Source organism: Desulforamulus ruminis DSM 2154 (assembly GCF_000215085.1).
GTDB classification, from domain to species: domain Bacteria; phylum Bacillota; class Desulfotomaculia; order Desulfotomaculales; family Desulfotomaculaceae; genus Desulfotomaculum; species Desulfotomaculum ruminis.
In genome coordinates, this window is record NC_015589.1 from 3,411,349 (window position 1) to 3,427,347 (window position 15,999).

The window sequence follows — 15,999 nt, forward strand, 5'->3', positions numbered from 1 at the left end:
CCGCCATTATACTTCCTATTCTTTCCATTTGTGAGACATTTTAATTCCCGTTAACTGCTTAAATAGTTTCCAATAGAATGGGATAACTACCAATTTAAAGAAAAGCAAGGCTTTCGTCAAGCCCATTCACCAAAGAACTGCCAATTTCCTTACAGGCATGGTCTAGCTGAACATCCCTTTTAAAAACCCTGGTCCTCCCTGCATGGGAGGCCAGGGTATCCGTGGCCATTTATCCTAGGTATTATTGGACGATGCAGGCGGTTTAAACTGTACCTTCACCGTACTGCCCCGGTTCAATTTACTTCCCGCAGGATGACTTTGGGATTGGGCCAGTCCGGAACCCTCCGGTTCTAATTTCAAGCCAAGGCTTTCCAGCAGGTTCCCCGCCTCACGGATGGTCATTCCTTTAAGCTCCGGTACGGATACTTGTTCGCCTTGACCGGCATCCCCCTTGCCCCCCGAGAGGTCCAAAATCACGGTGGTGCCGGTGAGCACCAGGGCTCCGCTTTCGGGGATCTGACCGTATACCATCTTGCCTTGGCCCTTCACCTCAAAGGCCAGTCCGGCTTCCCGAAGCAGTTTCTGCGCTTCATCCATCGGGAGATTAACCACATTGGGAACCACTACTTCAATTCTTTCCTCTTCAACTTCCCAGGGGTTAATTTTTGGCTTGGGCAAATCTTTTTGTTCCGGTACGCCCATGTATCGGAGAATATCCAGGGCCAGGGAAGAAAATACCGGCGCCGCCACTTGCCCGCCGTAATAGGCTCCTCCCTGGGGCTCGGCAATCATAATTAAAACCGCGATCTTAGGGTCGTTAACCGGGGCAAAGCCGGCAAAGGAGGCAACATATTTACCGCTGGCATACCCGCCCTGTTCGCTGACCACCTGGGCCGTACCGGTTTTGCCCGCAGCCCGGTAACCATCCACAAAGGCATTTTTCCCGGTTCCTTTAAAAACAACGTTCTCCAGCAGTTGATTGGTCAGCTTGGATGTTTCCCCGGAAATCACCTTGCGTATAATCTCCGGCTTGAATTCCTGGACGGTCTTGCCTTTTTGGTCTTCAATCCTTTTCACCAACTGGGGTTTTATTAATGTCCCCCCGTTGGCCACCGCGCTGACGGCAGTCAGTAGTTGAATGGGCGTTACGGCAATGGACTGCCCAATGGCCATGGTGCCTATGTTTAAGTTGGTTGCATTCTTCTCCGGGATCATAATGCCCTGGGCCTCGCCGGGTAAACCAATCCCTGTGGGCTGCCCGAGGCCAAAGGCCCGGATATATTTATAAAATCTTTCCTTGCCCAAATTAAGGCCTACCTGAACAAAACCCGGGTTACAGGAGTTTTGCACCACTTCCTCGAAGCTCTGGCTCCCGTGTCCGCCGGCCTTCCAGCAGCGAATCTTGCGGTCCGCCACCTGAATATAACCGGGATCATAAAAACGGTCGCTGGGCCTAACGGCATTTTCCTCCAGGGCGGAAGCGGCGGTGATGATTTTAAAAGTTGAGCCGGGTTCGTAATTGTACCATACGGCCGGGTTCCGGTCCCATACACTCTGGGGAACATCCCGCCACCGGTTGGGGTTGAAGGTAGGACGGTTGCCCATGGCCAGCACCTCTCCGGTTTTTGGATCCATGACAATAATCACGGCTATTTTGGGATTATAAGCAGCGACAATTTTGTCCAGATCCCGTTCAACAAAATGCTGAATGGTCTGATCCAGGGTGAGCACCAGATTATTCCCCTGCACCGGAGGAATATACTGGTGTAAAGCCTGGGGAATTTCCCTGCCCGCCGCATCATGTTCGATGACAATGCGCCCGGGAACCCCTTTTAATTCCTTTTCATAGGCTGCTTCCATTCCCATCAGACCCTGATTATCGGTACCGGTAAAACCTAAAATGTGCGGCGCCAGAGTTTCTTGCTTGTAATAACGTTTACTCTCCTCGGCAAAACCAATTCCTTCAATTTCTAACGCTTTAATTTTTTTGGAAGTTTCAAAATCCACCTTTCGCTTAACCCATTCAAAGCTGGATTTCTTGGTAATAATCTCTTTTACTTTTTCAGCCTCCATACCCAAAATAGGGGCCAGTTGGTTAGCCACCTCATCGGGCTTTTTAATATGAGAAGGAATGGCATAAATGGAATCGGCGCTGACACTGGTAACCAGTTCATTGCCATTCCGGTCCAGGATGCTTCCCCGTTTTGCTTCCACCGGGACATCCCGCATCCGGTTGATCATGCCCTGCTGTCTCAGTTCATCCCCACGGACAAATTGAATCCAGACCAGGCGCAGTATAATCATGAATAATAGAGTGGAACCCAATAAAAACAGCCAGGTAATCCTCCTGCGGACAAGTATGTTGGTAGTTTTCAAACCGATATTCCTCCCTGCAGGCCTGACTGTTACCGCTTTGCTAGAGTCCCCTCTCCCAACGATTTACCATATCAACAAAGGCCTCAATGACAGGGCTCTTTGTTTCACCGGCTTTGGAAAGTTTGTCCTCTTTCTGGACCGGAGCTTCATGATTCTCCGGTGGCTCCGCCGGATTAACTCCTTGCTTAGCTTCCAGCTTTTTTTGAGGATCCTCAGACAAGGCGGTAACAAGTACCACTTCACTGGAGTTAGGCTTTACCATACCCAGTTTGGTAGTGGCGATGGCCTCTACTCGTTCTAATGATTTCAATTGGTTTGCTTGACTTTCCAAATCCTCCTGCTCCGACTGTAGCTGATTTAAGCTATTTTGCAATTGAGCGACTTGATATCCCAAGGTGGCCACTTGAGCATAGTAGTAGGCAATGACAACCCCTACCATAAACACGGAAAGAATACAACCAGTTAGCAAAACTTTCCCCTTGCGAATAGCTCTTTTGGACAGCGCTCTTCGGGGTTGGGATACCTGGCGGGGTTGCTCCTCTGGAAGCAGGTAGTTAAATTTTTCCTGTGCCACACTCAATGTTTATTCACCTTCTCGCCTTTTTAGAACTTTATCCAAAATGGGAAAGCACTGCTTAAGACTGTACTCTTTCCCCAATCCTCAATTTGGCACTGCGGGCCCGGGGATTAATTTCCACTTCCTCCAGGGAAGGCTCCACCGGTTTGCCGGTAATAATTTTTAACCCCGGTTGTTTGCCACAGGCGCAAACCGGAAAGTCGGGAGGACAGGTACAGGGATTGGCCAATTCCTTAAAAGTGTCTTTAATAATCCGATCCTCCAGGGAATGAAAAGTAATCACGCAAATCCTTCCGCCGGGTTTAAGCTTATCTACCGCATCCCGAATGGCCCCGGCCAGAATTCCTAATTCATCGTTTACAGCAATACGCAGAGCCTGAAAGGTCCTTTTGGCCGGATGAGGGCCTTCTCTCCGGGCTCCGGCAGGAACTGCCGCCTTGATGACATCCACCAGCCTGGCGGTAGTAGTAATGGGTTGGCGTTTCCTCTCCGCCACAATAAAAGAGGCGATTCTTTTGGCCCAGCGTTCTTCACCATATTTACGGATGATCTCCGCCAGTTCCGGTTCAGAAAGTTTATGGATCAGTTCTTTCGCCGAAATGGGCTGTTCAGGGTTCATGCGCATGTCCAGTTCCGCATCATGCATGTAACTAAATCCCCGTTCCGGGGTATCCAGTTGATAGGAGGAAACGCCCAGATCAAACAACACCCCGTCCACTGCCGCGATATCCAGTTGGGCAAGAACTTCCTTGATCTGTACGAAATTACTGCGAACGGCAATAAATTGCCCGGTATTATTCTTTAAACGTTGTTCGGCATGGGTCAGCGCTGCCGGGTCCTGATCGATGCCAATCAGCCTTCCCCCGGCCCCCAGGGAGCGCAATATCTCCCGGCTGTGTCCGGCCCCTCCCAGGGTGCAGTCCACATAAACACCATCCGGCTTCACCTGCAGCCCTTGAATGGATTCCTTTAGCAATACCGGTACATGTTTAAATTCCATGGCTGGCCCTTTTGCCACCTTCCAGATATAAGATGGATGTTCCTTTGGAAATCCATCCATTGGTTTCTATTCACTTTCGCGGAAACATACTTTCTAAATATTTTTACACCGCTACGTCCCTTTAATACGAATGAGGTTTTTATCCTGTAACTTAGGCATTAAAGCAAATCCACAATTTTTTCGGCTAATTCCTCAAAGGAAGACTCGGCCTGAGCATTGTAACGGTCCCACTCCGCCTTGGCCCAAACCTCCACCCGGTTGGATACGCCTACAACAACCACTTCTCTGTCCATCTTGGCATATTCCCGGAGATTATTGGGCAGCAGGATGCGACCCTGCCGGTCCAGCTCACATTCAGTAGCGCCGGAAAAGAAAAAACGTACAAAGGCCCGGGCATCTGCCCTGGCAAAGGGCAGCGACTTAAGCTTTTGTTCCATCTCGGCCCATTCTTCGGGCGGATAGACAAAAAGACAGTTGTCTAATCCCTTGGTGACAATAAACCGGTCACCCAGGCCTTCACGGAAGCGGGCGGGTATTATAAGACGACCTTTGGGGTCGATGTTGTGCTGAAATTCCCCCATAAACATAAACAGTTACTCCACTTTCCAGGGATTTCCCACCACTTTATACCACTTTACACCACTGTTATTCGCTGTGGATAAAAAATCTCCTTCTATCCACAGGTTTTTTTTGAACTTTTTCCCAAAAAAATAAACCAAATCCAATTTTGGACTTGGCAGGGCAAAATTATTCTATTACAAAACATTCCATTCGTAGGACGGTAGGGTAATGCTTATGAGTCTAATGGAACGCGGATTTAACGGATTTTCGCGGATTTTTTGATTTTGTTTAATAACCGCGTAAATCCGTATCATCCGTTAAATCCGCGTTCTATTCAAGATTAAAATAATTGCTTATAAATCCACTAGGGTTTGCTTTCTCCCTTTGAACACAGCCACCTGGCGGAAGCCAATCTCCTTCAGCAGCGCCGCCGCCCGGTTCAGTCCCAGACCCACCTGTTCCGGTTTGTGGGCATCGGAACCTAGCGTCACGGGAACGCCCAATTGGTAACACATTTTTAGAAAATCCGGAGCAGGGTACAGTTCGTTGCAGGGGTAACGCCAGCCGGCTGCATTGACATCCACGCAAACCCCGGCCTCCTTAAATACTTTAACGGTTTCCCGGTACAACTCCTTCAGAGAGCCCCCGGGTTTGAAGCCAAATTTTTTAATTAAATCCGGATGGGCCATAATATCAAACAGCCCGGACGCCGCTCCCCGCTGCACCATTTTAAAATAACGTTGGTATAATTCATCCAGATCGTGTTTCTGATATTCCCCTACCCCGGCGGGGTCGTCAAAGGCCCAGTCTCCAAGAAAATGAACCGATCCCAAGACGTAATCCAGCGGTAATTCCTGAAGAATTTTTTTCAATTCAGGCTCATAACCGGGCACATAGTCCGCTTCCAGACCCAATTTTATGGAAAGGTCGGGGTTTGCCCGCCGGACCTGCTGGACCTCATGGATATAGGTCTTTAGTTCAGGCCAGGACATGGCCAGTTCAGGATTCCGCCGGTCCTCGGGCAGCCAGTAAAGGGGAAGGTGGTCGGCAAAGCCCAACTCCCGCAGGCCCTTTTTGCGGGCCTCCGCCACATACTCGTCCACCGTACCCACAGCGTGGCCGCAACGGAAGGTATGGATATGATAGTCCACCAGCATGCTGCCAACATCTCCGTTTCTAGACTTATTTTGCTTTTCTTTGGGGTCTTGTTGCTAGCCTTTGGGGCATTCCCTCGGGTCCTGTTGCTAGACTTATCCTGCTTTTCTCTCAGGTCCTGTATATCTCTACAAGACCCATAAGCAGTACCCATTAGTCTAACAACAGGACCTGTGAGAATTACCTGTAAGACTAGCAACTGGACCCCGGTGAAATACCCCCTAGTAAATTGCCTTCAAAATTTCCGGCATTAACTGGCGGGTGGCCAGTTCCCCCTGCCGTATCATATAGGGAACCTTTCCAAAATCCCAGGGTCCCACCCCTTTTAACAAGGGTCTTATCCGGATATCCGCATATTCGTCTAAGATCTGTTCCAGCGTATCCGAACCAATAATATCCACGGTTTGCGTCAAAACATCCACAATATTGTGGGGCTCTTTGTAATCTTGGCCATCATTGCCCAAATCCACTGCAATGACAACCTCCGCCCCCATGGCTTTAAGAATTTGGGCCGGAACGTTTTCCCGCAAACCCCCGTCTACCAGTAAATAATCTCCGATTTTTTTCGGTTCATAGAGACCGGGTACCGAAGTGCTGGCCCGAACCGCTTCCCAGATGGGCACACCGGTGATAAAGACCTGGTTTTCTTTGGCCCTCATGTGCAGTTCATTGGACTGACTGACAAAAATAACTTTGGCCGCCGTGCAAATATCCACCGCTGCAATGGCTAAATCCATGCGTAGGCCTTCAAACTTCTTTTTTCCCAAAAGAGCTCGAATGAAGTGCTCCAGTTTGCAGCCCCGCATGAGACCCAAGGCCGGTCTAAAAGGATAAGAAAAGCGAAAAGCCTCAAAAAATATTTGTGCAGTCATAACGAAAAAATTTTCTACCGCTGCAAATTCATCGATAAAGAAACCGGGTTTTAACTTGCGCGCCATCCTCTCCAACTCGGGAATACTCCAGCCCGAAGCATATAAAGAGGCAATAAAACTTCCGGCACTGGTTCCGGCCATCAGGCGAGGCCGAATCCCATTTTCCTCCAACACCTTTAGCACTCCCACATGGGCGGCGCCACGAACAAAGCCTCCTCCCAATGCAAGACCAATCTTTTTAACCATTTTATACACCACCTTGCCGCGGTGATCCATTATATGACAGACCTGCGGCCTAGGTGCCGGTACCGGTTAAAGTTAAGAGCTTACTTTCTCACCCGCCAGGCCAAAGCGCCTGATCTTATTTAATACGGTGGTATGGGAAACACCCAGGGCTTTGGCGGCCTTGCGGGCACTGCCGTGCGTTTTCAGAGCTGTCTGCAGGGTATCCAGTTCCGCCTGAGCCGCAGCTTCTTTAAGCGAAACCGGATTACCATTTTCATCTTCATGGGGATTTTCCCGCTTGGTAAAACGACCTTCATCCAGGATGATATGCTCAGGCTTAATTTCTCCCTTTTCCACTAAATTAATGGCCCTTACAATCACGTTCTCCAGTTCCCTGACGTTGCCCACCCAGCGATGTCTGGTGAGCATGCGCAATGCCCCCACAGAAATGCCGGTAAACTCTTTGCCCGGCTCCTGTCCGAATTTCTTTAAAAAATGCTGCACTAAAAAAGGAATATCTTCAGGACGCTCCCGCAGGGTTGGCAGGCGAATGGGAAAGACATTTAACCGGTAATACAAATCTTCCCGGAAGCCGCCCCGGGTCAACATTTCCTCCAAATCCCGGTTAGTGGCGGCAATTACCCGGACATTAACCACCATTTCATGTCCGTCTCCGATTCTCCGCACCTTGCCGTCTTGCAATACCCTTAATAATTTGGCCTGCAGGTGCGGAGTCAGTTCTCCAATCTCGTCCAGGAAAAGGGTTCCTTCATGGGCAAATTCAAACAGCCCTTGTTTGCCGCCCTTTTTAGCCCCGGTAAAGGCACCGTCAGCATAGCCAAACAGTTCGCTTTCCAGCAGGGAATCCGGTAAAGCGGCACAGTTAAGAGGAACAAAGGGTTTATTCCGGCGGGGACTGTTCATATGGATGGCCCGGGCAAATAACTCCTTGCCGGTACCGCTTTCCCCCCGGATCATCACTGTAGAATCACTGCGTGCCACCCTCTTCGCCAGGACAATTACCCGTTCCATGGCTTCGCTGCCGTAAATAATATCATCAAAGGTTAACATGGAGGGCTTGGTGACGGAATAAACCAGATCCCGAACCTGGGACATATCCTTAAGGGCCGCCACCATGCCGATCCCCCTGCCGTCCTGATCCTTAATGGGCCGGCCGGTGCTTAAATAATGGTGCCGCCCCCGGGGGGTGGTAATCATGATCTCCCGGTTATCGTAACTCTCCCCGTTGCGCAGGCTGTCAATCATGGGAATATCCATGGAAAGGACTTCGGACATATTCTTTCCCAGGGCCTGCTCGGAGGACATCCGTAAAATTTTCTCACAGGCGGGATTAAAAACGGTTATTTTCCCTTTGCGGTCAACGGCGATAATGCCGTCACTGACCGAATCCAAAACCGCCCGGATTTGCCTTTCTTTCTCTTCGTGGGGCATCACTTCGATGGGTTCCACCTGCTGCACCCCGGGAATGGAACACAGTTCCCGCTGTAGAATCCCTTCTTCCTTTTCTCCCGAGTATTCAACCTCCAGGTACATGTTGTTGGGAAGTACTTGTAAGGAAACAATGTTTATATTTCTGGGCGAGATCACCTGGGACACATCACGTACAATGCCCACCCGGTCCTCAAACTGAATTCGCAGCCGTAAGGTATTCACAACATCACTCCCAACCTAATTCTAAATACTTTGTAAATTCGACAAGCCACACCATCATCCTGCACTCATGCTTTTCGCATTTATGGCAATTTTTAGGCCAAAAGACCCGGAATAAGGATGGATCCCGGGCCCTTTTTAGCTAGGGGGCTGCTCTGTATCTATTTCAATCAATTCCAAAACGGTTTTGTTGCGGCCGCTGTTCTTGGCCTTGTATAAACATTTATCCGCAGCCATAATTAGTTCTTCCGAAGTCCGCTTTACAGAGGTGCCGGGTACCGCTTCCACGGCAGCAATGCCGATACTGACGGTGATCTTGATCCGGTGATGGTCCGCATCAAAAATGAAATTCTCCACCTCTGCCCGGATGCGTTCGGCAATGGCCATAACCACATCGGACTTGACAAAGGGAACTAAAATGACAAATTCTTCACCGCCAAAACGGCCTACCACATCGGTGGCCCGGCACAATTCCCGCAAGATTACGGCAAATTCCTTCAGCACCACATCCCCGGTGGCGTGACCGTAGGTGTCATTCACCCTTTTAAAGCGATCCAAATCCAGCATCATAAAAGAAATATTCTTGCCCAGGGAGATGGCCAGGGAGACCAATCTCTCCATTTCATCATTGAGCTGTCTCCGGTTATAGAGTCCGGTTAACTCATCGGTTATGGATATTTGGGCCAACTTGCTTTTTTCCTGATTTAACTCCGCCTGGCTTTGTTCCAGCTTTTCGATCAAGCTGTTCAACTGGCTGGTGCTGTGAAACAGATTGGTGGACATACGGTTTATGGCCTCCACCAGTTCTTCCACCTCTTTGTTGGCCCCTACATTGATAACCGATCGAAAGTCCTCCTGCCCGATATTATTCACTTCCTGAGCCAGTCTTTCCAGGGGTTGGCTCAGCCGGTGGGAGTAGTAAACGGCGAAAAAGATAAAGAAAAGCATGGCCAAACCCGAAGTCAGGATGACGCTGTAGTAGGTATTTAAACCCGCCTCCAGCATAGCCGTATGATATTGTTTTTCAACAATTAAGCCCATTTTTATATCCGGCAGCCAGCGATAAAGGCCAAAGACTCTTTGGTCCAGATAATTGGTATAGATACCGGAACCATTCATGCCTCTGGAAATCATCTGGGAGGCTTGGGTATTCAATTTTAAGTTCATGGAACTTTTGCTCTCCACCAATTGCTTGGCGATCAGTTCAGGGGTAAATTGAGATTCACTGATCATTAAACCGTCAGAGTTAATTAAATAAGACTCCCCGCCGGTGCCCGGGAAATTCTGCTGCACCATTTTGGTAATGACCTTTATATCCACACCGCCAAATAGCACACCGACAATTTTACCCTGGTTTTTTACCGGTGTAGCCACCGTGATCACAGGATCGTTGTTACTTCTGCTGATCAGCACTTCACTGACAAAGGTTTTTCCTACCATGGCCTGCTTAAAATATTCACGGTCTCCCACCCAGATCGTATTGTTTTTACGCCCTGACTTAACCCAACCGTCCGTTCCAACCAACACCAGGGAACGAAAGGAGTGATCCAAGGGCAGTGTTTCGGTTATCACCCGGGTTGCCGCCTCCGGTTCCATGATTTTGATCTGTTCATTTTGAGCCAATCCCTCAATAAAGACCTTGCGGCCATCCAGCCAATTGCTCATGGCGTTCTGTTGGGTATCCGCGAGATAATCAAGGGTATTATGAACGGATTTTTCCATAATCCGGTGACTTTGCAGCAAAGTGAATAGTCCCACCAGTAAAGCCGGGAGAATAATAAAAACCACAAAACCAGTGAGCAAAGACGTGCGAATCCGCTTACCCAGAATAAAATTGTTTAACATCAATAAACACACCTTTGCAGGTCTATAATTTGTTATTATACTATAAAGTGCGCTCAAAGGTTATCAGGGAAACTTTGGTTGCCCATAACCTTCGCTGCTTGTCATGTTCTCTATCCATTCCGGTGCATAAAATAAACTGGAGGGTTGCTTAAGCAATCCTCCAGTTTATTTTTACATTATATTTTGCAGCTACGGCAGTAACCGTATATTTTAAGCTCGTGGTCCGTTACGGAAAAATTATAATCCTTGGAAACCTGCTTTTCTATATCTTCCAGCAAATCTTCGTTTATTTCCGTAATTTTACCACATTTAAGGCAAATAGCATGGTGATGGTGGTGTCCCTCACTGTCGTCGCCATATTCATAACGCTTCCTACCATCCCCAAAGTTGATGCTGTGTACAATGTCAAATTCCACAAACAATTCAAGGGTACGGTAAACCGTTGCCAGGCCCACATCCGGAGCCTTTTTTTTGACCAGAGTATAAACATCTTCCGCACTCAGATGCTTGTCTTTGTTCTCCAGCAATACTTCTAATATTTGCTGTCTTTGGGGTGTTAATTTGTATTCCTTTGATTTTAATTTCTCTTCAACTTCAGTTATAACATTCTTCAATTGACTACACCACCCTGGCCAATTTTTTTCAGTATATTGGTTTTTCCGACAGGTGTCAATGCGCTACTCCATCAAGTCACTGTAATACCGCTTTCGCCGAAGGGCTCTTTTTCGCCTTGCCCGCCTCAGCCTTATCTTTCTGCGAACCCATAAAAGGATTAGAAAGGGAGGTATACTCCAGTAAGCAACACTTTTGCCCCAAGCAAACCAGTCCTTTTCCACATCCTGGGCTGCGATCAGTTCCATTCTTTCAATGGTCTTTCCGTCCAGGCTAAGGATCACATTTCCCAGCACCTGGCCTTTGGCCACCGGTGCGTTAACCTCTGCGGCCGGCTCTAGTTTGATATCCAGTTTGTCTTTCTCTCCCACCGAAAAAGTATAGAAATAATCCCCGGCTGGCGCCAGATTCACTTTTCCTTTGCCATATTGAACAGGCAGGCTGGTCAGGATCTTTTTACTGTCAAGAATCTGCTGATTTTCAAAATTGGCAAAGCCGTAGTTCAGCAGTGCAATGGCATCAGTCCAAAGATTGCTTCCTTCAGCATGAAGCACAACGGCGATTAATTCTCTCCCGTCTCTCTCGGCTGAAGCAACAATACACTGTCCGGCTTCCACGGTATATCCGGTTTTAAGTCCCGTGGCTCCTTGATAACCATAAACACTGCTCCAGAGCAGTTTATTATGATTAAAAAGGTACCGTTGGGCCTCCGGGTCCGCCCGGGGTATCTCATGGTTTACGGTAGCAACGATCTTACGAAAATCCTTATTCTCCATGGCTTTCCGGCCGATTAATGCCAGATCATAGGCGGTGGTGTAGTGGTTTTCGTCCGGCATGCCATGGGGATTGGTAAAATGAGTGTTCTTCGCCCCCAATTCCCTGGCCCGGTCATTGCTGATCTCGGCAAATTTTTCCACCGATCCCGCTATATGCTGGGCAATGGCCACTCCGGCATCGTTGGCCGAATTTAAAAGCAAGGCGTAAAGGAGTTCCTCCAAGGTCAGGCGTTCCCCTTCAGCCAGCCAGATGGCTGATCCTCCGGCATGGGCGGCATCGGAGCCGATGGTCACCATGTCCGTTAAGCGGGCCCGTTCCAGTGCCACCAGGGCTGTCAGTACTTTGGTGGTGCTGGCCGGGTACATCTTCTTATTTTCTTCTTTGCCATAAAGGACCACGCCCGTTTGGGCATCCATGAGAACCGCCGTTTCACCGCTTATTTGCGGTGGTTGCTGCCCTAGGGCCGGAAGCGGCAGGAACAAGAGATATAATAAAACCAGGAGAATGATTCTTATCTGCAATAATACCACCCATTAAAAAGTGTTTACAAATTTACCCGACTTAAACCCAAAATGGACGCCAAGGCCAGAAAAATGGTGCCGGCCAGCATGGTCAGCGGTGAACTGCCGGGCAAAATTGTCTCAAATAGTGAGAGGAGTTGATTCATTGTCCCCCCGATCAGACAGGCTGCCCCAATGGTCCCCACCCAGATCAGGGTGCCTTCCAGCCAGCCTCTTTCTTTGAAAATCAGCATGGCTGAAGCAATGCAAGGAACAAACAAAGTGATGGTGGTGAGGGCCACCAGTTTTTGCAGGTCGGTCATGGGAAAGGAAAATAGTCCGGCGGTGCCAAACTCCCTTCGTATAACCCCCATAATAAATCCGCCGGCAGCTTCCTTAGGCAGCCCCAGCCAGTGCACTGTCAGGGGAACCACCGCATTCTCAATGGACTCCAGCCCCCCGGAAACATGCAGCAGGCCAAGGACCAGGGATCCCAGAAGAAATAAGGGGCCCGCCTCCTGGATAAACTCAATGCTTTTTTTCCAACTTTTATTCAGTACATTTTTAAACCCGGGCAGCCGCAAAGGAGGCAAGTCAATCCACAGGGAGGAAGACTGGCCGGGCACCAGCCGGTTTAAGAGAACGCCTCCGCCGATAAATACACTGATAATGGTCAATCCGTACACCGCTGCAAAGCCGGGCCCCAGGCCCGCCAGCATGGTGGCGATAATGGCCAGTTGGGCTGAACAGGGAACCGTTAAAGCTAAAATGATGGTGGCAATCCGCCGCTCCCGCTGGGAGCCCAACAAACGAGTGGACATTAGGGCCATGGTTACGCAGCCAAATCCCAAAACAAAAGGAATTACCGCCTGGCCGTTGAGTCCGAAGAAAGTGAGGACCCGGTCCAATAAGGTGGCAATGCGCGGCAGATAACCGGTATCTTCCAACAGCGCCAACACTAAATGAAAACCTAGAACCAGGGGAAACAGTAGACCAAAAAGATAGGTCACAGTCATGGTAATGACGCCAAAATGACCCACCAGAAGTTCATAAGCCGCTGAATTTGGTAGAACCAGGGAACCCACCAGGGCTCTGGCCATGGGCTCAAAATACTGACCCATCAGCGTTTCTTCGGTAAAACCCACCACGGTTTGAGCCACAAAAACACCAATCAATTGGTAAATGCCCCATAGGGTTAAAACCAAAATGGGAATGCCGGTGACCGGCTGAATCATCAAGCGTCCTAAGGCCATCCCCAGGCTATGGCTCACACGAATGCCCTTTACAGACCTATCAACCAGTTGGTTCACCCAACGGCGTCGTGCCTGGTAAAGCTCGTCCCTGTATTCCCTCGGCTCCAACTGGTTTCTGGCAGACACATAGAAATCTCCCTCTAAAATCAGGAGCTTTTCCGGACGGGGTACCTGATCGGGAAGTTCTGCAAGCTTACCTAGAACTTCCGGCAACACCCGTCCTGGCCTGGCCTGATAAAGAACCACCTTCAGTTTTTCCAGGCCCATTCCCTTAACAGCCATGGTGGGAAGCACCGGGACACCCAGTTCTTCACTTAATACCCGGGCCTTGATTTTAAGGCCTTGTTTTTCTGCCTCGTCCATCATGTTGAGCACCAGTAAAACCGGAATACCCGTATCAATTAACTGCTGGGTTAAAAATAAATCCCTTTCTAAATGAACCGCATCTACAATATTAACCAGAATATCCGCATTTAAGACGATATCACGGACAATTTTTTCTTCTTCATTAAAGGATGAAAGGCCGTAAATTCCTGGAGTATCGGTAACAGCATCCTCGCCGTAACGCCCGCATTTAAGCTGGGTGGTTGTGCCGGGGAAATTAGCCACATCTGCATATTTGCCGGTTAAAAAAGAGAAAAACACAGATTTTCCGACATTGGGGTTGCCTACCAGGACAATATTCTTTCCTGTTATCCTTTTCTGGAAATGAGTTGGTTGTGTTTGCTTCATCCAGTACGACTCCGCTTCCTATTGGCATTTAGATACTATTCCATAAAAAGTGAAAAATACCCTTTCGCCACCGTAAAAAGATATTTATTCGGCCAAGGGTATTCATTCATAAATTTCAGGAATTTTTACAAAGACTCTACTAAAATACTTTTGGCCAGGTTCCGACCAATGGCGATTTGCTGCTTGGCTAGGCGTACAACCACCGGTCCCGCCGGGACCACTTCTTCACAGGTAACAACCGCCCCTTCGGAGATGCCAAAGCGTATGGCCTGCGTTTTTAACCCATTATCAGAAATACTCATAATTCTTAACTTTTGGCCTTTTTTGCATTGATCCAACATCATGGTATTTCCTCCCAGAAAAACTTTCTATCATAGAGAATGGGTATCTTTATCATTGTAGCCTGGTCTGTGATAAGTTGGCAAGAAGTTTTTCAGGGTAATTGACAAAGGGCCGGGTATACTATTTTTATAGGAAAAAATTTTGACCTTCCACAAATCCCCTTTATAAAGGAGGCTACCCATGGTCCAGATTAATTTAAACGGATTGGAAGTAGCTCCCCTCTCCGACGAGCAACTTGATTTACTAAACAATGCTCAGGGAAAGCTAAACCAGTTGGCCAAAATGAATCAGCAGATTTATCTGCTGGCGGTAACCAAAGAAGAGTAGGAATACGCCTCCCTACTCTTCTTGATGGGTTATGGGATATTAATTTACTTTACCTTTTTTATACTGTTCCAAAAACTTTCATCCTCAAATCCCAACCGCCAAATACCAACCCCGCCCAGCTTGTAAGAGTCCAACAGCCCCAGCTTAATGTTTAGGCTGTATTGGTTCTCAAACCAGACTTCATGCTTTTGAGAACCGATCCAGTAGTAAAAATAAGGCGTGCTGCTGGTATTATCCCACTTTATCTGAGCTCCGTAGCGATTGACTAAGTCATTTACATTTTTCCATTTAACAGTTTTAGTCGAACCGGCAGACCAGTCGTAGCCATAAGCCGGCAGGCCCAATAATATTTTTTGAGAAGGCATTTGTTTTACGGCGTAATCCAGAACCTGAGTCAGCCACGGCATCGAGGCAATGGAACCGGCCGTCCCTCCCACCCAGTGTTCATCATAGGTCATTAACAAAACATAATCACAAACCGTGCCAATTTCTTTATAGTCATAGGCCCCGGACCACTGATTGCCGGGCTGGTCACTGGTTTTAGCAGGCACTGCGGCGGTAAGCAAATAATTTCCTTCCTTTAACAGTCCCTTCAATTCCCATAGGAAACGGTTATAGTCCTGGCGGTTTTTAGCGGGCACCGCTTCCAAATCAATATTGACACCGGCATAACCATTTTTCTTAACTAACGAGGCAATGTTTTCAGCTAGTTTCCATCTTTTTTGCGGATTTCCTAAAACCGCTGACGCTGCCGCTGAATCCATTCCGTTATTTATGTTATGCACCACCAGTAAAGGTTTAACATTTTTTTCCCAAGCCAGGTTTATTCCTTCGCTGGGGAGAAAATCCACTACCAGCCCGCCATTTTGATCCATCTGAGCCGTAAAAGTAGCGGTATAGTCCAAGTAGCTGCCATATTTAGCCAGGGATTGGTAAGAATCCACATCGGTATACCAGTCTTTACTGTAGTATCCTAGAATTACCGGTTTTTGTTCAGCAGCGGCAGCAACGGGAGAAGGGTTGAATAGGGTAAAATAAAAGGTAAACAGGTACAGGAACAGGAAACCCAGACTTGTCCAATTTCTTTTTGTCATTATTTCCTCCTGTATATGTATATTTCAGCAGGTTTATACACCGCTTCTAACATCATACCAAGAAGGAATCCTCTGAAGAA

Annotated in this window: 14 protein-coding genes; 1 reads left to right on the plus strand and 13 read right to left on the minus strand. The window is 48.3% G+C overall.

What is annotated here, in order from left to right:
* Window positions 1-234: 234 nt before the first annotated feature.
* The 12 genes from DESRU_RS16905 to DESRU_RS16960 form a co-directional block, all read right to left on the minus strand.
* Complete coding sequence (locus DESRU_RS16905) at window positions 235-2,376, minus strand: stage V sporulation protein D (RefSeq protein ID WP_013843304.1); 2,142 nt, start codon at window positions 2,374-2,376, stop codon at window positions 235-237.
* A gap of 40 nt (window positions 2,377-2,416) precedes the next feature.
* On the minus strand, window positions 2,417-2,950 hold the full coding sequence (gene ftsL, locus DESRU_RS16910; protein WP_238446450.1) for a cell division protein FtsL: 534 nt from the start codon (window positions 2,948-2,950) through the stop codon (window positions 2,417-2,419).
* Window positions 2,951-3,011: 61 nt separating this feature from the next.
* Complete coding sequence (gene rsmH / locus DESRU_RS16915; RefSeq protein WP_013843306.1) at window positions 3,012-3,953, minus strand: 16S rRNA (cytosine(1402)-N(4))-methyltransferase RsmH; 942 nt, start codon at window positions 3,951-3,953, stop codon at window positions 3,012-3,014.
* Window positions 3,954-4,111: 158 nt separating this feature from the next.
* Window positions 4,112-4,540 (minus strand): division/cell wall cluster transcriptional repressor MraZ, encoded by a 429-nt coding sequence (gene mraZ, locus DESRU_RS16920; protein WP_013843307.1) that lies wholly within the window; start codon window positions 4,538-4,540, stop codon window positions 4,112-4,114.
* Between the two features lie 327 nt (window positions 4,541-4,867).
* Window positions 4,868-5,671 carry a histidinol-phosphatase gene (locus DESRU_RS16925; protein WP_013843308.1) on the minus strand — a complete coding sequence of 268 codons (804 nt, stop codon included), beginning with the start codon at window positions 5,669-5,671 and terminating at the stop codon, window positions 4,868-4,870.
* A gap of 219 nt (window positions 5,672-5,890) precedes the next feature.
* On the minus strand, window positions 5,891-6,787 hold the full coding sequence (locus DESRU_RS16930; protein WP_013843309.1) for a patatin-like phospholipase family protein: 897 nt from the start codon (window positions 6,785-6,787) through the stop codon (window positions 5,891-5,893).
* Window positions 6,788-6,859: 72 nt separating this feature from the next.
* Complete coding sequence (locus tag DESRU_RS16935; RefSeq protein ID WP_013843310.1) at window positions 6,860-8,440, minus strand: sigma 54-interacting transcriptional regulator; 1,581 nt, start codon at window positions 8,438-8,440, stop codon at window positions 6,860-6,862.
* Window positions 8,441-8,575: 135 nt separating this feature from the next.
* Window positions 8,576-10,282 (minus strand): sensor domain-containing diguanylate cyclase, encoded by a 1,707-nt coding sequence (locus tag DESRU_RS16940; RefSeq protein ID WP_013843311.1) that lies wholly within the window; start codon window positions 10,280-10,282, stop codon window positions 8,576-8,578.
* A gap of 176 nt (window positions 10,283-10,458) precedes the next feature.
* Window positions 10,459-10,896 (minus strand): Fur family transcriptional regulator, encoded by a 438-nt coding sequence (locus tag DESRU_RS16945; RefSeq protein WP_013843312.1) that lies wholly within the window; start codon window positions 10,894-10,896, stop codon window positions 10,459-10,461.
* A 63-nt stretch (window positions 10,897-10,959) separates the two neighbouring features.
* Window positions 10,960-12,201: a D-alanyl-D-alanine carboxypeptidase family protein gene (locus tag DESRU_RS16950; RefSeq protein ID WP_041275466.1), complete on the minus strand. Its 1,242-nt coding sequence runs from the start codon at window positions 12,199-12,201 to the stop codon at window positions 10,960-10,962.
* Between the two features lie 14 nt (window positions 12,202-12,215).
* Entirely contained in the window at window positions 12,216-14,156 is a 1,941-nt protein-coding gene (gene feoB / locus DESRU_RS16955) for a ferrous iron transport protein B (protein WP_013843314.1), read from the minus strand.
* A gap of 125 nt (window positions 14,157-14,281) precedes the next feature.
* Entirely contained in the window at window positions 14,282-14,500 is a 219-nt protein-coding gene (locus tag DESRU_RS16960; protein WP_013843315.1) for a FeoA family protein, read from the minus strand.
* 178 nt (window positions 14,501-14,678) lie between these two features.
* On the opposite strand from DESRU_RS16960, the gene DESRU_RS21000 reads away from it, so the two are divergent.
* Entirely contained in the window at window positions 14,679-14,825 is a 147-nt protein-coding gene (locus DESRU_RS21000; protein ID WP_013843316.1) for a hypothetical protein, read from the plus strand.
* A gap of 44 nt (window positions 14,826-14,869) precedes the next feature.
* On the opposite strand, the gene DESRU_RS16965 is transcribed toward DESRU_RS21000, so the two are convergent.
* Window positions 14,870-15,919, minus strand: coding sequence for a glycosyl hydrolase family 18 protein (locus tag DESRU_RS16965; protein ID WP_013843317.1), 1,050 nt, complete (start codon window positions 15,917-15,919; stop codon window positions 14,870-14,872).
* Between the last annotated feature and the right edge of the window lie 80 nt (window positions 15,920-15,999).